Source organism: Bacillus sp. ISL-39 (assembly GCF_018613295.1).
In the GTDB taxonomy this organism is placed as follows: domain Bacteria; phylum Bacillota; class Bacilli; order Bacillales; family Cytobacillaceae; genus Mesobacillus.
In genome coordinates this window covers 123,828-147,324 of record NZ_JAGGQM010000005.1, presented here as the reverse complement: position 1 = coordinate 147,324, position 23,497 = coordinate 123,828, and the positions used below count along the sequence as shown (strand labels likewise).

The window sequence follows — 23,497 nt, the reverse complement described above, 5'->3', positions numbered from 1 at the left end:
GGAAAATATCCTTAGGTTTATTTACAATTTTATTTACGCTAATTGCAAATGAAAAGCCAATGTTCACTTTTAAATGAACATTGGCTTTCACTTTAATTAAACTTGTTAGTTACTTCTAATAGCTTATCCTTGTATTTTGTAATGTCAGATACTTTATCTATGTTAATAGTAGTTCGCTCATCATCATTAAATTGAAGGTATTTATTAGAAGAATTAAACCCAAGTCTACAAATCCATTTTCTAATACTGTTATCAAGTAGAATGTTAAAGTAGCTTAGATTGTCTCTATAGGATATCCTTTCTTCTGCAATTGTATCTTTAATTAGTATCTTAACTATTGCAAATCCTTCTATTTCCTCTTCAGTTGTGGCAATTTGAGGTTCATCTTTTATAAGGATTGCTTCAGAGGTTGCTGCAGCTTCTTTTTGGGCTTCCTCATCTGTATTAGTTGTTTTTAAGGCTGCATTGAGTTTATCGTTAACGAGTTCATTAATAAATTGTTTAAAAGCCTTTTTAATTATTGGCTCAAATTTTTCAAGAGTATTTTTAGTCTTAACACCTTCGTATATTTGGCTGATCATAAATTTTACAAACTCTTCAGTTGGGGTTTCCACTTGGTCGTTAAGATAGCTTTTGAGTTTATTTAAATATTTTAATTCTGAAGCTGTTGTAAATATGCTTTCTAAATTAAAACTGTTTTTCTTGAATTTTGCTAATTCAACAAGTGCGCTATCTTTTAGTTCTAAAATATTAAACTCGAAAAAGGGTGAAGTATCCATTTTATTTTGCTCTTCTAAATCTGTATAGAACCTATAGGTAATACCATTTGTTAAAATTGCAAATTTAGCAGAGGTAGTTCCGAAATACCTAAATAATTGAGAATCATGCTTTTGTAGTTTTTCATTTATTGATTTGGCCTCAATTAAAATTACTGGATTGCCTTCGTTCATAATGGCATAATCCACTTTTTCCCCTTTTTTAATTCCTACATCTGCAACAAATTCGGGAGTGAATTCTTCAGGATTAAATATATCGTAACCTAGTATTTGAAAGAAGGGCATGATAATTGAAGTTTTTGTAGCCTCTTCAGTTACAATAGTTGATTTCAATTTCGCTACCCTATTGGACAGGGTTTTAATTTGCTCCATAAAATTATCCATACTATTAATCCTCCTTAATAATGTTACTATTTTAAGATTGTTGAAAACGTTTACTTGTTAGTTTAATGTTACCACAATAATTGTTAAATGTAGTTAATTAAGCTTTTGTATCTTAAACGTTATATTTTTATGATAAAAATATTTTAAGGTTTCATAAAACTCCTAATATTTTGTTAGAATCAAAGGAGATACAAAAGTTCAAATTATTATTAATTTTAGAAAGTAGTGTTAAAGAATGAAAATACTAATATCCGGCTTTGAGCCATTTGGAAAAATGAAAATCAATCCTACAGAAGAATTGCTGCTGGAAGCAGAGATGTTCGAGATTGAGAATGTTGAAATCTCAACAATCCTGTTGCCGGTTAATTATGATGAGTGTGCAGAAGTCTTGATTAAAAAGATTGACGATACCCAGCCGGATGTTGTGATTTCCTGTGGACTGGCAGCAGGCAGGACGGCGATTACTCCGGAGCGTATTGGAATCAATATGAAGGATACAGGTTCCGGTGACCCTTATCCGGACAATAAGGGCAATATCCCCACAGATGAAATGATTGATGAGGAGGGACCGGACGGCTTGTTCGCTACTCTCCCCAACCGTCAGATTGAGAAAAATCTTAAGGGATTAAATATTCCTGCGGCGGTGTCGAACAGTGCTGGCACATTTATTTGCAATAACACCTTATATTCTGTTTTAAACCATATCCGAAAAAATAATCTGCCAATCAAAGCTGGTTTTATTCATTTTCCTGCATCGACAAAAATGTCAGCCCTCAATCCAGCCCTGCCTTCATTGCCCCAGGAAACAATGACACAAGCACTGAAGGTCATTATTGTAACTTGTGCCAACGATGGTGTATGAAAAATACCATTAGAAAGTTAGGGGGAAAAGATGAGTTTTGAAATTTCACCGCTTGGAGACATGGCGGTACAGATATCGTTTGGAGTGACAATAGATGAAGCAACGAACAGTCGAATCCGCCGATTTACCAAAAATCTAGAAAACGAAAAAATTGAAGGCCTTATTGAATGGGTGCCTGCCTACACGACAGTAACGATTTATTATCTGCCGGATTTGATAGACTTCGAGACTCTCATATCGGAGTTGGAACGGGTCAATCAATCTCCATCAAAAATGGGGCGTGATCGTCCGATAGTCTTTGAAATCCCTGTATGCTATGAAGGGGAGCTAGGGCCGGACCTGGCTTTTGTCGCTGAGTATCATAGGGTGACTGAACAGGAGGTCATCAATCTCCACGCAAACAGGGAATATCTGATTTATATGATGGGATTTATGCCTGGCTTTCCGTATCTGGGAGGCTTGCCTGAAAAGCTGGCTGTCCCGAGGCTTGAAAAACCAAGGGGAAATGTGATGCCTGGTGCTGTCGGGATTGGGGGGAATCAGACAGGTATTTACCCTGCTGATGTTCCTTCAGGATGGAGGATTATCGGTACGACTCCTGTTACACTGTTTTCACCTGAGAAGGAAGAACCGTTCCTGTTCAGTTCCGGTCATTATATTAAATTCGTGCCAATCAGTAAGGAGCAATTTTTAACCATAAAACAAATGGGTGATGCATACGAGGTAAACAGGTTTGAAAAGAGGTGAGGAAATTGTTTGATATTGATCTTAACTGTGATTTAGGTGAAAGCTATGGATTATTCAAAATTGGCAATGATAAGGAAGTGTTAAAGCATATCACTTCTGCCAATATCGCCTGTGGCTATCACGCAGGCGATCATAATGTCATGATGAAAACGGTAAAAATGGCAAAAGCATACGGTGTGAGGATTGGCGCGCATCCTGGCTTTCCAGACCTTCCTGGTTTCGGCAGGAGAGAAATGAAGTTGAGTGCTGAGGAAGTTTACAATCTTACTATTTACCAGATTGGGGCTCTTTCTGCGATTGCGAAGGCCTGCGGTACAAGAGTCGTTCATGTTAAGCCGCATGGAGCACTGTACAATATGGCCGCAAAAGATAAATCAATCGCGGATGCTGTTGCTGGTGCAGTGGCTGATGTTGATTCAACACATGTTTTATTCGGTCTCGCAGGCAGTTTCCTTGTGAAAGCAGGAAAGGAGCATGGCCTGCAGGTGGCTGAGGAAGTGTTTGCTGACCGAACCTATCAGCCTGATGGAACGTTGACACCCCGTACACAGTCAAATGCGATGATAGATGATGCTGATTTAGCGATCAGCAGAGTAATCCGGATGATACGAGCAGGAAAAGTAGAGGCAGTTGATGGGACGGACATTGACATCCAGGCTGATACGATCTGTATCCATGGCGATGAACCACAGGCACTACATTTTGCTTTAAAATTGAAGGAAGCTTTAATGGCAGAAGGAATCAAAGTCGGCAGAGGCTGGGATGCCAAATGACGGAACGACTGTTTAAAGTCCTGAAGCCCGGCCTGCAGACAACCGTCCAGGATTTAGGGAGGACAGGCTATCAGCAATATGGCATCAGTCCGGCAGGTGCAATGGATTCCTATTCCATGCAAATGGCCAATTTGCTTGTCGGAAACCCGCTTGGTGAAGGCGTGCTGGAAGCTGCCGTGCTTGGTCCAAGCCTTGAAGCATTGACTGATGCATCCATCGCCATCTGCGGGGGTGACCTTGAGCCGATGGTGAATAGCAGCAAAGTGCCGATGTGGAAATGCTTTGCTTTAAAAAAAGGCGATATCCTTTCGTTTAAAACGGTGATAAATGGCGCAAGAGCGTACATAAGCTTTGCCGGTGGAATCGATGTTCCGCTCGTATTAGGCAGCAAGTCCACGTTTATCAATGGAAAGCTTGGCGGTTTTAAGGGCCGTGCATTGGAGTCGGGAGATCTAGTATACGGAAAACCATTTGTTAGGAAAAATCGCTTTGTACATAAGAACTTGATTCCTGAGTACCCAAGGGAGATTGAAATTCGGGTGATCATCGGCCCTCATCAGGATAAATTTTCACAAACTGAAAAGGATCGATTTTTATCAAGTGAATATACTCTAACGTCACAATCAAACAGAATGGGATATCGTCTTGAAGGCCCCAAGCTGGAGACAATCGGCGGGTCTGACATCATATCCGATGCCATCCCGCTCGGAGGGATACAGGTTCCTGCTAACGGGCAGCCGATCATACTGCTGTCAGACCGGCAAACAACCGGCGGATATGCCCGAATTGCTACTGTCATCTCTGTCGATATTCCGTTCCTTGCCCAGACGATGCCTGGAACAAAGATCCGCTTTAAAGAAGTCACGATAGGAGAAGCGCAAGAACAGTACCTGAAACAGAAAAAACTATTTAAGTTCCTGTCTTGTTAAAGATCCCTGCGGCTAATGGCTGCAGGGGTCTTTTTGCTGCGCTGTTGAAAGCAACCACGTTACAGAAAGAGCCTTGTATAAAAAAGATTTTCCCGGTAATAACTGATAAAATCAGTATTTTTGGGGAGAGAGAAGATGTATCTACTATTAGTAATAGTTGTCTGGATTTTTTTCGCTTATAAATTTATTGATTGGTCGCAATGGAAAAAGCAGTACTCGACAATCTTGTTTTTTATGGTGGTCAACCTGCTCTACAACACTCTTTATTATAATCACACTCTATGGGCATTCCGCGGTATCACAGCTGACTGGCTGAACCATTCCCTCATCAATATCGCGTTCACTTTTTTTATTTGCCCGGTCGGACTGATCATTTACCTCCAGCGTTTTCCTGCAACAAGGAGGAACCAGCTGGTCTATGTCGGTGTATGGGTAGGCTTTTACACAATAATCGAAGCTCTATTCGCACACAGGGGAATGTTCGTTTACGATAATGGCTGGAACAGCTGGCTCAATATTTTGCTGAATTTAGTTTTGTTTGTGATTCTGTGGATTCACTATCGCAAACCGGTGATCGCCTGGATCATATCCATCCCAATCGCTGTTATGTTCTATTTATTATTTCCGTTTCCGCTGGACAGCCTAAAGTAAAGGCCTTTTTTGGCATTGATTGTTGCTTTTCGTACATGTTCGAAAATTGGGCTAAAAATGGTGTCGGGGCTCTTTTCGAAAGACTTCTGAATAAAATTTGCTTCAGTACTCGCAAAAACCCAGGTGCCGGCTTTTGCTTTTGATTGAGAAAGAAACGAAATTTACGAAAAATGCCTAAGTAAAAGAGGTGGCTTAACTTGTTGATACAGAATGTATTATCAGCACCGGTATTTCTGGTTCTGCTTTTCCTGACCTATATCGCCATGTGGATGTATATCACAAGGCATGAAGTAAGGCGAAGGAATAATAATCGACCATGAAAAATCCTAATTTTCTGGGAAATGGTACAATTATGATTGAGTTTCGTTCAATTAATATGCAATTAGCTTAGAGTTTGTGCAATTACCCACTTTGTTCAGGCGATTATCACTCTTGATTAAGAGAATCAGTAATAACAAGTGCTGATGAAAAGACAAAAACACGGTGGAAAAGATTCCACTGTGTTTTTTTAGTTTGAATTTCCGTTGATGTTTCAACAAAATAGATTCAACCAAGTACCTTTAATCAATAACTCTTGCGACTGCTTTGCCGCAGTTTTTACATTTTCCTTCGAGCACCACACTGTCCTGGAAGCTCTTAATTACATATTTCTCAATTTGCACGGTGTCCTTGCAATGTCCGCAAAAAACATTCCGGACGAGCATCTGACGGACTTCAGCAGGAATCATAAGCCATTTTTTATTGGCATCAAAAGAGCCTGTTTCAACCGGTTTTTGTGGGCTGAGGGAATTTGCCTGGTCAAGTCTCTGGATGACCTCGTGAATCCTTTCCGGGACTGGCTTGAAACTTTCATGCTCCAGCCATTCAATCAAGATGTCGATCAGTTCCTTGCTGTCTCTCTCTTCAATGAGATCAAGCAGATCCATTTTTACTTCTGGATGCTGGACAAGGATGAAATCCACATACTCATATCTCCCAAACTCAGCAGCCAGAGCGAACTCAGTGTAAATTCTTTCTGCCAGTTCATCCTTAATGAAGTCCCAGCCTTTGTCTGTATACATCAGAAGGGAAAGCTTATCGTCTGTTGTCAGGTAGCCATTAGCAAGCACCCATTCAACCTTCTCCATGACTTCCTTTTGTTTAATGCCTGCAAAAGCACCATACATAGAGGAATGATGAAGGTCAGCTGTATAGATTCTTCTGTCTTTTGAGCCTGCGAGAATCTTGCCAAGGAGGCCCTTCCCGCCGTACATAATGATTTCATTAGCAGCGAGCAATATTGTGGTAAGCTCATCTTCACTTAATGCATTCTTCATATTATTTTTCATATAAGAAACTCCCATCAGTTAGAACGTTAGATTGATTATTACACCATACTGCAAAATAGTCCATGCACAAGTAAAAATGAGGAATGCATCATTCTAAAAATTTATTGCATTCTAAAAAGTTAGAACGTAAAATATAATTAGAACGTAGTAATATATTGGAAGGTGATACGTAGTGGATTATATAAAGAAAACGATGGATGTGAATCTAGAGCAGCAAAAATTGATTTCGAGTCCGTTGCGGGTAAAAATCATTTATCTGCTTGCAATGAAAGCGATGACGGCAAAGCAGGTTGCCGATGAACTGGGGAAGTCAGCCGGCAGCATTCATTACCATATTCAGCAGCTGTATAATGGCGGGATTCTGGAATTGGAGGAGACGAAGGAAAACAGGGGAATCATCGAAAAATATTATCGCTCAAAGGCGACCCATTTTAACTTGAAGACGGAAGAGGAGAAGCCGGTCACGGAGCGAGTAGTGAGTCAGGGGACATATATTAGTTTAACTGAAGAGGACAGGAAGGAATTGCAGGATGATATAGACAGATTGTTTTTGAAATACGTTAAAAAATCAGCAGAGAAGAGTGAAAAGGATAAAGTTTCATATGAGATTAATTTCTCCTTAAAAAGAGAAATTGAGGAGGAGAGTTAGAGTGGAAAGTGCCATTAAGAAAAACCTTGTCTTATTCCTGATTGGGAAGGTGACCTCTGTCCTCGGGTCTTCGATTTATGCATTTGCAATCGGACTGTATATCCTGGCGAAAACAGGTTCAAGCCTCAATTTTGCCCTCACGCTTGTTCTCAGCATGCTGCCGCGGATATTGCTTGCCCCGGTTGCCGGTACTTTGAGCGACCGGCTGGACCGCAAGAAAATCATCATCTTCTCGAACTTTGCGAGTGCTTTTTGGCTTTGTATCATTCTGGGGTCCTTCCTATTTTTCACACAGGAGATTTGGATTTTATATGTCGCAACGACCGGACTGAGCATCATCAGCACTTTTTATTCCATCGCCGTTACCTCATCGATTTACAACATGGTCGGGCCGGATCATCTGCAGAGAGCAATGTCATTGAACCAGGCAGCCATTTCCCTTTCTGCGATTCTTGGTCCGGTTCTTGGCGGAGTCTTCTTTGGCATGATCCAGATACACCTCTTCATGGCGTTGAACATACTTACTTATCTCTTCGCAGCTTTTGCAAGCATCCTCATAGAATACAATTTATTTTCAAAGAAAAAACCAGACAAAAAAACATCTCGTATTACCGAAGACTTGAGGCAAGGCGTTTCGTATATAAAGAGACAGCCATTTCTCCTCCATCTTGTCATCTTGAGCGTCTGGCTTAACTTTTGGTTTGCAGTCTTTCCGGTGGCCATGCCGTATTTAGTTTTGACAGTACGGGAAATGTCCTCCATTCAGCTGGGAGTCATTGAAGGAGCATTTTCGGTTGGGATGATGGTCATGGCACTCATCCTGTCAGCAAGGAAGGAGATGAGAAGGAAGGAGCTATCCATCACAGGGGGGATGGTGCTGCTTTCAGCTGCCTTGATGATGATTGGACTGCCAGCATTGCCTGGATTCATGCACCTGCCAAACGCAGTGGTCTTCGGTTTCTTGATCAGCATAGTCCTGATTCTCTCTGCTTCAATCATATTCATCAACACACCTGTAAGTGTCCTTTTGCAAAAAAACACCCCTGACGAGTATCGAGGAAGGGTCATGGCCCTCCTTGAAACCGGTTCAAGCGCGATGACCCCTGCAGGGTTTATCCTGTTTGGTTTCCTGCTTGAAAAATTGCCTGTGTGGCTTTTGCTTGGCGTTTGTGGAACCAGCCTGTTCGCAGTCGTATTCTATCTTTACCGCGAGAAGATGTTCCTAACATTGCTGCGGGAAGAAGACCAGCCCAAAGCAGCATCAATCTAAATGTTCTATAACTGAATGTTGATTTCACAGTATTTGAAAATAGTCGGAAAAACTCCGCTTAAGTTGGAAACTCCCCAAATTTTTTAAAAAATAAGGGGAGTTTTTCCGGTTATTTCAGCCAAATCGTTTGATTTTGTCTAATTTATAGCAGTTAACCGGAATATCTCCGCTTATTTCTGCTTCATTAGCCTCCTCTATATACATTAGCAGGAAATTCTCCGCTTATGAATTCTCATACCTGCACGAAGAATGATAAAAGGCAAAAATAAAAGGATGAGCGGAGTCGCTCATCCTATTACCATTCCTTTGGCTCGTAATTCAAGTCGCTGAAAAGCTGCCTTTTCTCTTTCTTATTCAAGTCACGCCATTGGCCAATTGGCAGGTTCCCGAGATGGATGTTCATGATTCGGATGCGCTGCAGCCTGACAACTTGATATCCAAGGGTTTCGCACATGCGGCGGATCTGTCTGTTCAATCCTTGTGTAAGGATGATATTGAACTCGTACTTTGATAGTTGTACGACCTTTGCCGGAAGTGTTTTTGTTCCAAGGATCCTCACCCCTTCTGACATCGCCTTGACGAATTCTGGAGTGATGGGCTTGTCCAAAGATACAATATATTCCTTTTCATGCTTGTTTTCAGCGCGGAGAATTTCATTGACGATGTCTCCGTCATTCGTGAGCAGGATCAGGCCTTCCGAATCCTTATCAAGCCGACCGATGTTGAAAATCCTTAGTGGGTGATTGACAAGGTCGATGATGTTGCCCTTCACATGCCTTTCCGTTGTGCTCGTGATGCCGACCGGTTTATTCAAAGCAATATATACATAGTTTTGCGCCATCCTGATTTCTTCGCCATTCAGGCGAACCACATCCCCAGGCTCAACCTGGCTGCCGATTTTCGCAACCTTCCCATTGATGGTCACGCGCCCTTCCTCAATGAGCCGGTCCGCGCCGCGCCTTGACGTTTTACCAGTTTCGCTGATGAATTTATTGATACGCAGGGTAATCCCATCCTTAAATATGAAGTATACATTTAAGAATATTCCACATCCGGTTTATTTTCAAGCTTTCCTGCTGTCTGCAATAATAAACTGCAGGCAGATAGACGGTTTCTGTAAGAATTATATTTTAATGTAAAAAAGTGATTGGACATGGAGGAATTATATTGGTAGACGTCCTGACAGAAATAGAAATTAAATCCCCGGTTGTTAGGGCTTCAGAATATGGGGACGTGATTACTCTTTGGCAAAAGGCTCAGGCTGGGACTGGTTCGGGCTCCAGCTTAGCGACGGCGGTGAGCTGCTGCTTAATCAAATGTCCTCCGGTCAGCCAATGGCAAATATTATTGAAGAGGACGGAAGTATCCGTTTTACAAGATCCATAACTTTCAAGAAAATAAAGCGTTGGAAAAGGGTATGTAAAGTAACCGGCAGGAAAGGCTGGCTGATGGAAAGAGCAGATCACTCTCTGGAAAAGGTTTATGGAACTTGTTGGGTATGCAAACTGAAAAATGGGAACCTTGCTGCGAGTAGCAAGGTTTTTGTTTTACAAAATCAAGGAAAGTTCGTTAGGAAAAGTGTAATTTCATCGAAAATATGGCCATAAATCGCTCAGAAAGGACTATATAGGATTAAACCTGACCCAAATGGTCTAAATAAGTAAGGAAAGAGTTGGTAACTAAGGGGCTGGGAAGTTTGTTGAAGAAGATTGTTTTGCGAATACGGGAAAGTATATGGCTGAAGCCGGTTATTTACAGCGTACTGGCATTCCTGCTGGCATTGGCCGTGATTTATATCGATCATAACGAATTGGCTCAGGGAATAGTCCCTTCGTTTTTGCTGACAAATGTTGAGTTGGCGCAGACGATTTTAGGTTCGATTTCTGGAGCGCTGCTGACAATGACGACGATTACCTTTTCGACGATCATGGTCGTGCTGACTACATATTCATCTCAATTTTCTCCGAGGACACTAAGTAATTTTGTCGAAGATCCGGTGACGTTGCGCGTGCTGGGAATCTTCATGGGAGGCTTCGTCTACTCGATCCTGTCGCTATTGTTCATGAGTGAAACATGGTACGAGGGCCAGGTGATCTCAGCTACGGTCGGGGTCTTCATTGCGTTCATCTGTCTCGCATTCTTTGCCTATTTTATCCATAATGTCGCCACTTCCGTCCAGGTCAGCACGCTGATCAGGGAGATCACTGAGGGGGCTTTAAAGGTTATCAGAAGACAGGAGGATACACTGGAGAGTGAATACACAAATGTAATTGATGACAGGAAAGATGCGGGATTCACCTACGAATTTGTCCGGGATGTAAAATCCAGGGGGTACGGTTATGTTCAGCTTACAGACTATCAAGGGCTTTTGAAATATGCATCTGAAAACGGGCTCGGGGTCGAAGCTAATTTCCTGAACGGTGATTTTCTGACAGAAGACAGCATTGCCTTCAGAGTCCACCATAGTGGTGAAATCAATGAGGATATTGATGCTGTCTTGAATCAATACTTAAGGCTCGGAAAAGAGCGGTCTTCGATACAGGATCCTGAATTTGCGCTGCAGAAGATTGTGGAGGTAGCCTTGAGGGCCATCTCCCCGGGGATTAATGACCCGAATACCGCCAGAGTCTGTATTTCCTATCTAGGCATGGCCCTGTCCCATCTATGCCGAGTCCGTTCAAATGGAAGGTATATAGCTTATTATGATGAAGATTTGCAGCCGAGAATTATCGGGAAGCAAAAACGCACGATGGATATCCTGTATTTATCCTTTTATCAAATTGTCCATTATGGAAGCCAGGACTTTTCCATTCTTACTGCTTTGATCGACGCTTATTTGCTGATTGGAAAAACGGCTGACGATTCCTTGAAGAAAAGCATATGGGAGCTGTATATCTACAGCATGGAAAAATTTGATTCAAACGAGTTGAAGGAGCTCGATCAGATCTATTTGAATGAGAAAAAAAGAGAACTATCAACAGTACTGGGAATCGCTCTTTAATGAATTCCTGACTTTTCTAGACAAAAAATGACAAAATTCATCAATTTTATGGGTCAAATGTAATAATTCCATTGTGCGAAACCTAGTTTGTTTGTTATTTTAATAATGGAACTACTCCAGAATATTTAGAATTTCCAACAGACATTCATGCGGCGAGGCACAGGAGGATTTATTTTAATGGGCAATGAAGGGAAGATACAACGATACACCGGTTTATCTATAATTATTTTTCTTCTGTTCGCGGAGCTGATTGATTGGCTGACTTCATTTTATTTTTCCATAAGTAAAACGGAAGGCTTTTTGATTGATTTGGCTGTGTCCTTTTTCTACATCACATTGGTCTTCCTTGTATTTAAAGGATTAAAAAATGCAGCAGAGGATCTGGAAGGGCACAAAAAAAGACTGAAAAACATATTTGATACCCTGGATGTCGCGATTTGGTCCCATGATCTGAAGTCGGGCACACTGCTGATCACAACTGGTATCGAAAAATTATACGGACATTCATCCGAAGAATTTTATCAAGACAACACGCTCTGGAAAAAGGTCATCCATCCTGAGGATTTGCCCATCTTAGCCGAGAGGGAAGCTGGATTTTCAAGAGGGGAAGCTGTCACCAGTATATATCGGATCATTCGTCCTGATGGAGAGGTGCGCTGGATTCAGGACAGAGGCATTCCAGTCATTGATGAAAATAGAAATTTTGTTGATTTTACCAGTGTTCTATTCGACATTACCGACCGTCAGGAAAGTGAAGGACGCTATCGCAGTCTTGTGGAAATGTCGCCTGATTTGATTGCTGTTTACAGCAGAGGAAAACTGGATTATATCAATGAAGCTGGCTGCAGGCTGTTCAAGGCGGAAAGTCCGGCAGAATTGGTCGGAAAGCCGATTTCCAAGCTGATTCCCTCTGAGATACTCTCCCGGATAAAAAACCGTGAATTGACAATAGATGAAGATTTTGAGGAAAAACTGTGGTTCGAATTTAAGGCGACACAGTTGGACGGGCAAGAGATTGAGGTTGAAATGTCCGCGATGCCGATTTTATATGAGGGAAGAATGGCTGAACAAATTGTCGGCCGTGATTTGACGCAGCGTAAGAAGGCAGAAAAAACCATTAAATATATGGCCTATTATGACGTGCTTACCGGGCTGCCGAATCGGAACATGGTAAGGAAGCACCTGAATGCAGCACTATCAAACGGCAACGAGATGCTCGCAGTACTCTTCCTTGACCTGGACCGTTTCAAGATTATCAATGATACGAAAGGCCATCGTTTTGGCGACTTGTTGTTAAAGGTTGTTGCCAGCAGGCTGAAGAATGCAGTCAAGGATCAGGGGCTGGTATCACGCCAGGGCGGTGATGAATTCATCATTGTGCTCAAAGCTGTCAACAGGGAACAAGTCATTGAAGTTGCGGACAGAGTCCTAAATGAGTTTAATGAGGGGATCACCATCGATGGCCAGGAGTTTTTTGTGACCCCAAGTATCGGAATCAGCATGGCACCAGAGGATGGCCAGGATGAGGAAACGCTGATCAAGCATGCCGATACGGCGATGTACCTGGCGAAAGACAGTGGAAAAAACAATTACCAGTTTTACACGACTCAGCTGCACGGGCTTTCATCACGAAAAATGGAGCTGGAGAATGGTCTAAGGAAAGCATTGGAGCATAATCAGCTCATGCTTCACTATCAACCACAGTTTAATATGGAAACAGGGGAAATCATCGGAGTAGAGGCACTTGTACGCTGGATGCATCCAGAAAATGGTCTCATATCACCAGCAGAATTCATTCCCCTTGCCGAGGAAACAGGGTTGATCGTCCCGCTTGGCAAATGGGTGCTGGAAAAGGCGGCGGCGCAAAACAAAGAATGGCAGGAGAAAGGCTGCAGGCCGATACCGATGTCAGTGAACATTTCTGTGCGGCAGCTCCAGGAAGAGCGTTTCATTTATATGGTAAAACAGGTACTGTCCGATACCCAGCTGGCACCGAATTATTTGGATTTTGAGATCACTGAGAGCGTCATGCAGAACAGCGAGAAGACAGCGAGGATCCTGGACCAGCTGAAGGAGCTTGGCATAACGCTTGCGATCGACGATTTTGGTACCGGATATTCATCGTTAAGTTTGCTGAAGCATTTTCCAATTGATAAAATCAAAATCGATAAGTCATTTGTTGATGATATCATCCATCATTCCAACCAGGGAGCTATGGTCAAAACGATCATTGACATGGGACACAATCTGCAATTCGACGTCATTGCTGAAGGCGTCGAGGAACAGGAGCAGGTTGCATTTTTGCTCGAAAACGGCTGCGTGATCGGACAAGGCTATCATTTCAGCAGGCCTTTGCCAGTAGAAGAAATGGAAGAGTTGCTTTTTAAAAATACGAAACATGAAGGCAATCTGCAGTAGCGGAATGCCTTTGTTTAATTTTTTAACACTGTATATTGAAGCTTGCATTTGGGATGCTAAGGTTAAAAAAAGGAGTGCCTGGGATGAAAAGATTATTAATGGTGTCAACATTGGTTTTTGCTCTCTTTTTAGCCGGAGCAGTGCAGGCTCAGGGAAATGCCAATTGTAAAAAACTAGAAAAAACATTCAATACAAATGTAGAAACCGAAAATGGTGTCTGCAAGGTGGAAATTGTCCGTGAAAATATCAACCCGACGCATATGGGGAAAAAGCTGTCTCCGGAAACGATGGAGCTGGTCTTCCATTTCGGATTTGAAAAGGTAGATGGACAGGTTGCTGTCATGGGAGAGCTGGCGCTTATGCAGGAAGAGGTAAATCCTGTTCTTGATGAATTGCGAAAAGGGAAGCTTGAAGTAACAGCAGTTCACAACCATATGATGCATGAGGAACCGAGAATCATGTATGTCCATTTCCAGGGGATCGGCGATATGGAACAGCAGGCAAAAACGATTAAAGCAGCGATTGATAAGACGAGTAAATAGGGCGGGTACAAGGAAACGTACACAGCAGCAGCCAATCAATACGAAAAAGCAGCGGATTTTAATTTCGCTGTTTTTCTAAGAGATAAGATAAAATAAATTTTACTAAGAGAGAATTGTCCAGCTCCAGCTGACCAAGTCGCTTGCGGTTTACTAATGATGTTTAACAGAAGTGAGATTAGGCTATTACACTTTCGTATACTAAAGGAGGAGGAACAGATCAATGAATGAAAAATACAAACCATTATTTGAAACCTTTACGTTCCCTAATGGAATTAACCTGAAAAACAGACTTGTCATGGCACCGATGACCAACTTTTCGTCGAATGAGGATGGAACTGTAACGGACGCAGAGGCAGAATATTATGCCCGCCGTTCGCAAGGCGTCAGCATGGTGGTAACTGCGTGTACATATGTGACACGGAACGGGAAAGGGTTTCATGGAGAATTCGGTGCCGATACCGATGAAATGATCCCAAGCCTTAAGAGGCTGGCAGCAGCGATAAAAGCTGAAGGTGCAAAAGCGGTGCTGCAAATCTTCCATGGCGGCCGCGAGTGTCCTCCCGAGCTTGTGCCAAACGGTGATATCGTCAGTGCGAGCGATATTCAATCAGAGCGCAATAGCGCGAAAGCACCACGAGCATTGTCGGGAGAGGAAGTGGAACAAATCATTGCCGCATTTGGGGAGACAACCCGCCGAGCGATTGAAGCAGGCTTTGATGGAGTCGAGATCCATGGGGCCAACGGGTATTTAATTCAGCAATTCTTTTCCCCTCATTCAAACAGACGCGATGATCAATGGGGCGGCTCCCTGGAAAGAAGGATGGCATTCCCATTGGCTGTTGTTGATGAGGTAAAAAGAGTGACCGCAAAGCATGCAAAGGAACCATTTATTGTCGGATATAGGTTTTCACCGGAAGAGCCTGAGGAGCCGGGAATTACGATGGCTGATACTCTGGAGTTGATAGATGTCCTGGCAGATAAAGAGCTCGACTACTTGCATGTCTCATTGAACGATTTCTGGTCGAAGCCAAGAAGAGGTGTCAACGATGACCGATCAAGAATGGAAATCATCCAAGAACGAGTCGGCAGCAAAGTTCCTGTCATCGGTGTCGGTTCGCTATATAGCGCAGATGATGTAATCAAAGCATTTGGAACTGGAGTACCATTGCTTGCGTTAGGCCGCGAACTAATCATTGACCCAGATTGGGTCGAAAAGGTCCAAACAGGCCGTGAAAATGAAATTGAAACAAAGATCGATACTGGTGCGCAGGCTCGGCTATTCGTTCCGGATCCATTATGGCAGGCAATCGTCAATACACCAGGCTGGTTTCCAGGCATTCAATAAAAAAATTGCATTTATAAGAACCAAAGCTGCTGTTTTGGTTCTTTTTTTCGTTCATTTTAATCGGATTTTCCTTAGCTGAGATTTTTATTGGCGAAGTTCACAACTTTATTGGCGAAAATTTCAAATTATTGGCGAAAATACGGACTTATTGGCGAAGTTCACAGGTTTATTGGCGAACTGGAAATTACCCTCGTTTTTTTCCAGTTGTTTTGCCATAAAAGTGTAAGATATATCACCGTAAGCAGCAGGTGAAGTCTTTATAATGAAATTATGTAAGGGCTTACATTTATGTGAGACCTGAATCCACCTAGACTGACGCAGCTTAGCCAGGAACGACAACGGGAGGGGATGTTTGTGTTGCTGACGGAAGAACAGAAAATGGTGCTGGATATTTTTGAGGAAATGAAAAACCATGGGCATGAACAGGTGATTTTCAATTATGACAAGGCAACTGGATTGAAGTCGATCTTCGCAATCCACGATACGACGCTCGGCCCTGCGCTTGGGGGATGCCGGATGTGGAATTACGAATCTACAGAAGATGCGTTGCGGGATGTTCTGCGCCTTTCCAAAGGAATGACCTATAAATGCGGTGTTTCGGGGGTGGCGTATGGAGGCGGGAAAGCGGTCATCATAGGTGATCCTAAGTCGGAAAAATCGGATGAGCTTTTCCAGGCTTTCGGCTCATTCATCGAAACATTAAAGGGACGCTTTTACACAGGAACGGATGTCGGTACTGTCGGGATGGATTTCGTTTCTGCATCAAAGCAAACAAAGTATCTGGTTGGGTTGCCTGAAGAATATGGCGGCAGCGGGAACTCTGCTGTTATTACGGCCTTTGGTGTGTGGAAGGCAATCAAGGCAACTGCAAAAGAAATCTTTGGCACAGATTCACTTCTCGGTCGGAGAATAGCTGTCCAAGGCCTTGGTAAGGTCGGCCGCTTTCTCGTTGGCCACCTTCATGAAGAGGGAGCGAAGCTGATTGTCACTGATATTTTTGAAGAGAATGTAAAAGAAGTCCGGGAGCAATATCCGGATATCGAAACAGTCGACCCTCTTGATATATACAGCGTAGAGTGCGATATATTTTCACCCAATGCATTGGGCGCCGTTATCAATGACATCACGATCCCAAAACTTAAGTGCCTGGCAATTGCCGGAGCAGCGAATAATGTACTGGCAGAAGAACGTCACGGCGACATGCTGCATCAGAAAGGCATCCTCTATGCTCCGGACTACGTGACAAATGCAGGCGGTTTGATTCAGGTTGCAGACGAACTTCACGAGTACAGCAAAGACAGGGCGTTCAGGAATGTAAGCATGATTTATGACATTCTGGAAAAAATCTATAAAATCTCCAAATCTCACGATATACCAACGTATAAAGCTGCAAATATATTAGTGGAAGAGAAGATTGAAAAAATCAGCCGGATTCAGAGCAAGTATACAGGCTGAACAACAGGAGATGACAAGCATGCGCTATCGAAGCTTTACAGATGTCATTGATGCTGCACGGACAAGACCGCCTGTAAAAATGAGCGTCGCTGCCGCACACGACCGGGATGTGCTCGATGCTGTCAAAGCGGCTGTGGAGCTCGGAATCATCGAACCTTATCTAGTCGGCGACCCGAAAAAAATTTTTGAACTGGCGAAGGAAATCGACTTTTCTGTGGAGGAGTATCCTGTATATCCTGCCTATACTGAAAAGGAGAATGCTTTTATTGCCGCTAAACTGGCAAGCGAGGGACATGTTCAGATTATCATGAAAGGGTTCGTGAATAGCACCCCATTTTTAAAAGGGGTTCTTCATAAGGAGCTTAATTTAAAAACTGGCAGTGTCATCAGCCATATCTCCGTTTTCGATATACCGGGGGCTGCACGGCTGATCAGTATGAGTGATGGCGGGATCAATATAGCTCCGGATTTTCAGCAGAAGAAGCAGATCATCCTGAATGCGGTCGAGTTCCTCGACAGAATTGGAGTCGACCGGCCGCGGGTAGCGATTCTGGCAGCCAATGAACGAGTCAGCGAAAAGATGCCTGTGACTGTGGAAGCCGATCATCTGGCCATGCTGATAAAAAATGAAGCGAGTCAGGAGCTGCTGATAGAAGGACCGCTTCCGCTCGACCTCGCAATCAGCAGGGAATCGCTCCTCCATAAAGGGCTGGAAAGCGAGCTTGAAGGCGAAGCGGACCTGCTCATTGTTCCAACGATTGAGGCAGGAAACTTCCTTGGCAAGGCGATTACCTATTTTGCACAGGGAACTATGGCGGGAATCGTGCTTGGTGCAAAAGTGCCGCTCGTATTGAACTCCCGGTCAGATACAGCGGAGGCAAAATTGGCCTCGATTGCACTGGCCGTCGTTGCGGCATCCAATACAACGGTCAGCGTTTAGATAGGAGAGGTATTATGAAAATCCTTGCGGTAAACCCAGGGTCTACTTCTACAAAGCTAGCAGTTTATGAAAATGAAAATTTGCGTTTTGAACAGACCATCCGCCATCCTGATGCTGAAATCATGAAGCTTCCGGAATTGGAAAACCAGCTTCCGTACAGGCATAATTCCATCATGGAAGCTTTACGGCTGCAGGTGTTCAATCCTTCACAGCTGGATGCTGTCGTTGGCCGGGGTGGAATGCTGAAGCCAATGGACAGCGGGACCTACATGGTTGATGAAAATTTGCTGAATGATGCACGATCAGGGAAATATGGCAATCATGCTTCGAACCTGGGGTCGATGATTGCTGCCGAAATAGCTGGTGCCCACCACATCCCAGCCTATATAGTGGATCCTGTATGTGTGGATGAGCTGGCAGAAGAAGCAAGGATTTCCGGCCTGGCTGATATAGAAAGGAAAAGCCATGTTCATGCACTCAATATTAAGGCCGTTTCACGTAAAATTGCAGCTGAACTCGGAAAGGATCTAGTTGAAACGAACTTTGTCGTGGTCCATCTTGGAGGCGGCATTTCAGTCGCTGCACTTCAAAATGGCAGAATCATAGATGTCAACAACGCCGAAAATGAGGGGCCATTCTCTCCCGAACGGGCAGGCGGGCTCCCGGCAAAACAGCTAGTCCAGCTTTGTTTTTCAGGGAGATATACCGAAAAGGAATTACTTCAGCGGATGACCAAGCAGGGTGGGGTGTATTCCTATCTCGGCACCAAGAATCTCATAGGTGTTGAGAGACGGGCCGCTGAGGGTGACACGGAGGCTGCCCTTATTTTAAAAGCGATGGTACATCAGATTGGAAAAGAAATTGGGGCTATGGCCACCGTAATGGAAGGGAAGCTTGACGGAATCATCCTGACCGGGGGAATCGCCCATTCAGATATGATAACAGGTTTAATCAAGAAGAAAATCAGTTTTCTGGGAAAAGTTTTCGTACTGCCTGGTGAAGCGGAAATGGAAGCATTGGCTGCCGGTGCTTTACGAGTGATGAACGGGCTGGAGGATGTGAAAATATATTGAAAATGGATCTGTTCATGTTAATTGTTACTTTTACAACCTGTTGATTGTACTGGAAGGCGCGAAGACTCCTCCGAAAATGCTAACGCATTTCCATCGTGCGTGGGCAGTTTCGAGGAAGCAATTCAATGTCCTGCGGGATGAGGAAGTCATGGGGAGACCCCGCATGCGCTTAAAGCGACGAGGAGGCTCCCCCACTGCAAGGAAGAATTTGATCTTTGAAAAAGCCGGCAGTAGGGCTTTTTCATAATTATTCCCAAGGAAGAATTTGATCTTTGAAAAAGCCGGCAGTAGGGCTTTTTCATAATTATTCCCAAGGAAGAATTTGATCTTTGAAAAAGCCGGCAGTAGGGCTTTTTCATAATTATTCCCAAGGAAGAATTTGTTCTTTGAAAAAGCCGGCAGTAGGGCTTTTTCATAATTCTTCCCAAGGAAAGCAAAGCGCCTGGAACGAAAATCAACAGCCGTGTTTAACAGAGCTATGAAATAAAAGGCCTGAGCCCCCGTGTATTACGAGAGGCTCAGACCTTTTTTTCGCTAGAAGAAAAAACTCTTAAACTGTAAATTATCGAAGACTTTTTTCGGAAGCAAGCAGGCTTTCATAGACTTTTATATTTGCATAAACAGCAGATAAAATTGGGGCATCCAAACCCAATTCCTGAGCCTTCTCCAGCAAATAGCCAAAGAGGTGATCAGCTTCTGTCGGGAGTGATTTTTCCATATCACGCTGCAGGGAGGATTTCATTCCATGGCCAATTTCATTCATTTTCCCTAGGGTGGCTTCCATTGAGCCTTGTGCAAGATTCGCGCCGATCCTCTCCATGATTGCCGCAGCTTCATGCACCAGTCTATCGATTGTATTCCAGCCATGCTCTTGATCGCGAATAGGGCCGATTGGTGACCTGAACAGGGAGGTGATGCCGCTTAGGGAGGTAATGAATAAGTACTTGTGCCACATTTCCTGCTGGATCTTTTCAGAAAGGCGGAAGCTTGCCTTCGTTCCGCTGAATGCTTTTTCCAGCAGTAAAATCCGTTCCGTTTTTTCGCCATTCCATTCACCGAATACGAAATCATGGATTGGGCTGGTTTGAACGATTTTACCATCATGATCCAGTGTTGTCTCAATAAAGCATAGGCCGCCAATTATTCTTTCAGCCCCGAATGCCTCTTTCAGCACATCTACATGGGCAATTCCGTTCAATAATGGCAGAACCATCGTCTCATCTCCTACATACGGCCGGATGTCCTCGATCGCGCCCTCCAAGTGGTAGGACTTCGTAGAGACAAGAATAACATCATATGGTTCCACATTTTCTCCTGCCAAAACCGTCGCTGGTTCCGGAATATGTATATTCCCGTGAATGCTTTCCACCAGCAAACCATTTGATTGAAGCTGCTGCTGGCGTTTTTGGCGCACCAAAAACGTTACATTTTCTCCTTTTTCCAAAAGGCGTCCGCCAAAGTAGCCGCCAATTGCACCTGCTCCTACGATCAATATCTTCATTTCCCTCAACCTCCTTGACGATGTAAAAGGGCACGCCTGGAATCAAGCGTGCACCATGGTTGTTTTAAAATTAGGCTCTTTTCTCAAACTTTGTTGCTATTGACTACAAAATAGGATTGTATTACCTAAGTTTCTTTACAAAATTAACGCTTATTATGAGAAAAGAGCTTGCAAACTTAGTACCGACATACAAAAATGACTTTACATCACGTTAAAATCGGCTTTAAGATTTTAACAACAAACTTTACGAAAACAGCCTAAAATTATCAAAAAGCTTTATTTGGTTCAACTTCGAGAATTGTCCAGCTCCAGCGCCTAGCCAGGTCTGGACAAGGCGCTGGAGCTTTTCTATTAATATGCAAGGAAGGCTGCTAGCAGCCCGCCTGCTGTAATAAGGACAAAAATGATTTTTGCAAAAAGGGGAAGCTGCTCTTTCCCTTTGTCATTAACCTGATTTTCTTTCTCGTTGACTGATTTGCGATATTCGGGGCTGCAGCATCCGCTCATCGTTACGCCACCTTGTTATACTTGGAAATATCCTCTTCAAGCGGAATGTTTTTAGCCCGCGCCTTCTTAGCAGCGTTGAAGAAAATAACCGTGATGACAGCTGTTATAATTAATGCGCCGATATTGGATACTGTCAGAGACTGGCCGAATCCAATTTGGGCATTAAGGATATAGGAAGTCGTAGCTGCTGTCATGAACATTCCAGGAATCACGGCGATCCAGTAATTCTTCTTGGCAATGAACAGGTACATGGCACCAACCCAAAGCGCGATGACAGCTGTTGACTGGTTAGCCCAGGAGAAGTATCTCCAAAGAAGTGTGAAATCCACCTTTGTCAGTGCGAAAGAGATAACGAACAACGGAACAGCAATCCAAAGACGGCTGGCAATTTTCTTCTGTGAAAAATTGAAGTAGTCAGCAATAATCATACGCGCGCTGCGGAAAGCCGTATCACCAGAAGTGATTGGCAGTACAATTACACCAAGTACAGCAAGCGTTCCGCCGATTGCTCCAAGCATCAATGTTGAAGCTTCACTTACGATAGCTGCAGGTCCGCCGTTAGCCAGCATGTCGTTCAAGCCGTTATAGCCATCGAACAGGCTCATCGCAGCTGCTGCCCAGATCATCGCGATGACACCTTCAGCGATCATCATGCCGTAGAAAATCTTGCGGCCATTCTTTTCATTTTGCGTTGTACGAGAAATGATCGGTGTTTGTGTTGCATGGAAACCTGATAGCGCTCCGCAAGAAATCGTTAAGAACAATAGCGGGAAGATCGCTGCATTACCAGGATGGAAATTCGTTAAAGATAATTCAGGAATCGGTGCTCCAGTGATGACAAGCATTGCGCCAACTCCGACTGCACTGATCAACAGCAATGCGCCGAAGATCGGGTAGAAACGGCCGATGATTTTATCAACAGGAAGAAGCGTCGCCAAAATGTAGTAAATAAAGATTGCCCCGATAATCAGGCCCATCGTTACTTTTCCATCCATCAGATTATGCAGCAGGCCAGCTGGAGCTGTGACGAAAACGGTTCCAACTAGAAGTAAAAGAAGAATCGCGAATGCATTAACCACGTGCTTCATGACTTTTCCGAGGAATTTTCCTGCAAGTTCAGGAAGGTGTGCGCCTCGGTTACGGATAGAAATCATACCTGTTAAGTAATCATGGACAGCACCAGCGAAAATTGCGCCAAGAACGATCCAAAGGAAAGCAACCGGTCCGTAGAGCGCTCCCATGATCGGCCCGAAAATAGGACCTACACCAGCGATATTAAGGAGTTGGATCAAAGAGTTCTTCGCTGTAGACATTGGCACATAGTCAACGTCATCTTTATGGGTATAAGCCGGAGTATAACGGCCTTCGTTCACTCCGAATACCTTCTCTACAAATTTGCCATACGTAAAATAACCAATTATTAAAAGTGCGATACCAGCTAGAAAGGTATACATATGAAACCTCCTCGAATTTGAATTGTATGCGTTTTCATTAAGTATAATAGAGAAGGTGGAATTATGGCTGTTTTGTGAACAAGATGCAGAAAAGTGAGCTTGAAGTGCAAAATTTGTCGATTGAAATGCAAAAAAGCATCCTTAAGATGCTTTAAATAATTTATAATTCTAGTTGGATTCTGAGCGATTTTACATAATTCCGGCTGACTGACAGCATTTCATCCCGGCCAGCGATTTCCAGTTGATAGGCTCCATTGAACCAGGGGGTAAGGCGGATAACATAATCCAGATTCACAATATAGCTTTTATGAATGCGGAAAAAAGAATACGCTGTCAATCTGGCTTCAAGGTCCTTTAAAGGAATTTTGGTTTCATATTCCCTTGTTTTTGTAACAATTTTTGAATACTTTTCTTCTCTCGATATGTACAGGATGTCATTTGGATCGAGATAAAAGATTTCGCCATCACCTTCGACGGCGAGCTTTCCAGTCTGCTTGCCCGACTCTTGCTCGGCAGGCATCAGGAAATGCTTTTCAATTCTTAGGATCGTTTCCTTCAGCTGATTCTCGTCATAGGGTTTTAGCAGGTAATCAACTGCTTCGTATCTGAAAGCCTCGGCAGCAAATTGCGGATAGGCAGTTGCGAACACAATCAGCGGTGTTTTTTTAAGTTCCATCAGCGCTTTTGCTGCTTCCATCCCATTCATTTTCGGCATTTCAACATCAAGGAAGACAACATCAGGATGCAGCTGTAAGGCCTTCATGACTGCAGCTTCACCGGATTCAGCTTCCCCGACAACCTGGATGGAAGGGAAGGACTGCAATAAATGCTTCAGCTCATCCCTGCTGTATAATTCATCATCAACGATTAATGTACGTATCATCTTGTCCAT

The 23,497-nt window shown here is 43.5% G+C and carries 22 protein-coding genes; 15 read left to right on the top strand and 7 right to left on the bottom strand.

Translation table 11 applies throughout. The features are described from left to right. Positions 1-92: 92 nt before the first annotated feature. Entirely contained in the window at positions 93-1,160 is a 1,068-nt protein-coding gene (locus tag J7E37_RS06800) for a type I restriction endonuclease (RefSeq protein WP_215023170.1), read from the bottom strand. 235 nt (positions 1,161-1,395) lie between these two features. Between J7E37_RS06800 and J7E37_RS06795 the strand changes: the two genes are divergently transcribed. The 5 genes from J7E37_RS06795 to J7E37_RS06775 all read left to right on the top strand — a co-directional run bounded on the left by J7E37_RS06795 (position 1,396) and on the right by J7E37_RS06775 (position 5,122). Beyond that, positions 1,396-2,022 carry a pyroglutamyl-peptidase I gene (locus J7E37_RS06795; protein ID WP_215023169.1) on the top strand — a complete coding sequence of 209 codons (627 nt, stop codon included), beginning with the start codon at positions 1,396-1,398 and terminating at the stop codon, positions 2,020-2,022. 30 nt (positions 2,023-2,052) lie between these two features. Next, the gene (gene pxpB / locus J7E37_RS06790) at positions 2,053-2,769 is read left to right on the top strand and encodes a 5-oxoprolinase subunit PxpB (protein WP_215023168.1); all 717 of its coding nucleotides are present in this window, start codon (positions 2,053-2,055) and stop codon (positions 2,767-2,769) included. 5 nt (positions 2,770-2,774) lie between these two features. Then, on the top strand, positions 2,775-3,542 hold the full coding sequence (locus J7E37_RS06785; RefSeq protein WP_215023167.1) for a LamB/YcsF family protein: 768 nt from the start codon (positions 2,775-2,777) through the stop codon (positions 3,540-3,542). Further along, complete coding sequence (locus J7E37_RS06780) at positions 3,539-4,471, top strand: 5-oxoprolinase subunit C family protein (protein ID WP_215023166.1); 933 nt, start codon at positions 3,539-3,541, stop codon at positions 4,469-4,471. The genes J7E37_RS06785 and J7E37_RS06780 overlap by 4 nt, the downstream gene beginning before the upstream one ends. Before the next feature lie 135 nt (positions 4,472-4,606). Beyond that, positions 4,607-5,122 (top strand): CBO0543 family protein, encoded by a 516-nt coding sequence (locus J7E37_RS06775; RefSeq protein WP_215023164.1) that lies wholly within the window; start codon positions 4,607-4,609, stop codon positions 5,120-5,122. 560 nt (positions 5,123-5,682) lie between these two features. Here the strand turns inward: J7E37_RS06775 and J7E37_RS06770 are convergent. Further along, complete coding sequence (locus tag J7E37_RS06770; RefSeq protein ID WP_215023162.1) at positions 5,683-6,450, bottom strand: RQC-minor-1 family DNA-binding protein; 768 nt, start codon at positions 6,448-6,450, stop codon at positions 5,683-5,685. Between the two features lie 172 nt (positions 6,451-6,622). Between J7E37_RS06770 and J7E37_RS06765 the strand changes: the two genes are divergently transcribed. Both J7E37_RS06765 and J7E37_RS06760 read left to right on the top strand, forming a co-directional pair. Next, a complete protein-coding gene (locus J7E37_RS06765) occupies positions 6,623-7,099 on the top strand; it encodes an ArsR/SmtB family transcription factor (protein ID WP_353049989.1) in 477 nt (158 codons plus the stop codon). Position 7,100: 1 nt separating this feature from the next. Continuing rightward, positions 7,101-8,369: an MFS transporter gene (locus J7E37_RS06760; RefSeq protein WP_215023160.1), complete on the top strand. Its 1,269-nt coding sequence runs from the start codon at positions 7,101-7,103 to the stop codon at positions 8,367-8,369. Between the two features lie 295 nt (positions 8,370-8,664). On the opposite strand, the gene rluF is transcribed toward J7E37_RS06760, so the two are convergent. After that, positions 8,665-9,372 (bottom strand): 23S rRNA pseudouridine(2604) synthase RluF, encoded by a 708-nt coding sequence (rluF, locus tag J7E37_RS06755; protein WP_215023375.1) that lies wholly within the window; start codon positions 9,370-9,372, stop codon positions 8,665-8,667. Positions 9,373-9,613: 241 nt separating this feature from the next. Here rluF and J7E37_RS06750 point away from each other — a divergent pair, with 241 nt between their 5' ends. The 8 genes from J7E37_RS06750 (at position 9,614) to buk (ending at position 19,143) form a co-directional block, all read left to right on the top strand. Next, complete coding sequence (locus J7E37_RS06750) at positions 9,614-9,976, top strand: lipocalin family protein (RefSeq protein ID WP_215023158.1); 363 nt, start codon at positions 9,614-9,616, stop codon at positions 9,974-9,976. 89 nt (positions 9,977-10,065) lie between these two features. Further along, positions 10,066-11,370 carry a DUF2254 domain-containing protein gene (locus tag J7E37_RS06745; protein WP_215023155.1) on the top strand — a complete coding sequence of 435 codons (1,305 nt, stop codon included), beginning with the start codon at positions 10,066-10,068 and terminating at the stop codon, positions 11,368-11,370. Positions 11,371-11,547: 177 nt separating this feature from the next. Next, complete coding sequence (locus J7E37_RS06740; protein ID WP_215023153.1) at positions 11,548-13,788, top strand: sensor domain-containing protein; 2,241 nt, start codon at positions 11,548-11,550, stop codon at positions 13,786-13,788. Positions 13,789-13,871: 83 nt separating this feature from the next. After that, the gene (locus J7E37_RS06735) at positions 13,872-14,330 is read left to right on the top strand and encodes a DUF1259 domain-containing protein (protein ID WP_214780501.1); all 459 of its coding nucleotides are present in this window, start codon (positions 13,872-13,874) and stop codon (positions 14,328-14,330) included. Between the two features lie 220 nt (positions 14,331-14,550). Then, a complete protein-coding gene (locus J7E37_RS06730) occupies positions 14,551-15,675 on the top strand; it encodes an NADH-dependent flavin oxidoreductase (RefSeq protein ID WP_215023151.1) in 1,125 nt (374 codons plus the stop codon). 384 nt (positions 15,676-16,059) lie between these two features. Further along, positions 16,060-17,130 carry a Glu/Leu/Phe/Val family dehydrogenase gene (locus tag J7E37_RS06725; RefSeq protein WP_215023373.1) on the top strand — a complete coding sequence of 357 codons (1,071 nt, stop codon included), beginning with the start codon at positions 16,060-16,062 and terminating at the stop codon, positions 17,128-17,130. Further along, the gene (locus J7E37_RS06720) at positions 17,090-18,070 is read left to right on the top strand and encodes a bifunctional enoyl-CoA hydratase/phosphate acetyltransferase (RefSeq protein ID WP_251009523.1); all 981 of its coding nucleotides are present in this window, start codon (positions 17,090-17,092) and stop codon (positions 18,068-18,070) included. The genes J7E37_RS06725 and J7E37_RS06720 overlap by 41 nt, the downstream gene beginning before the upstream one ends. Positions 18,071-18,084: 14 nt before the next feature. Then, positions 18,085-19,143 (top strand): butyrate kinase, encoded by a 1,059-nt coding sequence (gene buk / locus J7E37_RS06715; protein WP_215023147.1) that lies wholly within the window; start codon positions 18,085-18,087, stop codon positions 19,141-19,143. A gap of 562 nt (positions 19,144-19,705) precedes the next feature. On the opposite strand, the gene J7E37_RS06710 is transcribed toward buk, so the two are convergent. The 4 genes from J7E37_RS06710 to J7E37_RS06695 form a co-directional block, all read right to left on the bottom strand. Then, positions 19,706-20,644: a ketopantoate reductase family protein gene (locus tag J7E37_RS06710; RefSeq protein ID WP_215023145.1), complete on the bottom strand. Its 939-nt coding sequence runs from the start codon at positions 20,642-20,644 to the stop codon at positions 19,706-19,708. A gap of 351 nt (positions 20,645-20,995) precedes the next feature. After that, positions 20,996-21,151, bottom strand: coding sequence for a hypothetical protein (locus J7E37_RS06705; protein WP_214780511.1), 156 nt, complete (start codon positions 21,149-21,151; stop codon positions 20,996-20,998). A gap of 2 nt (positions 21,152-21,153) precedes the next feature. Further along, positions 21,154-22,605, bottom strand: coding sequence for a carbon starvation CstA family protein (locus J7E37_RS06700; RefSeq protein ID WP_215023143.1), 1,452 nt, complete (start codon positions 22,603-22,605; stop codon positions 21,154-21,156). Positions 22,606-22,765: 160 nt separating this feature from the next. After that, on the bottom strand, positions 22,766-23,497 hold the full coding sequence (locus J7E37_RS06695; RefSeq protein ID WP_215023141.1) for a LytR/AlgR family response regulator transcription factor: 732 nt from the start codon (positions 23,495-23,497) through the stop codon (positions 22,766-22,768).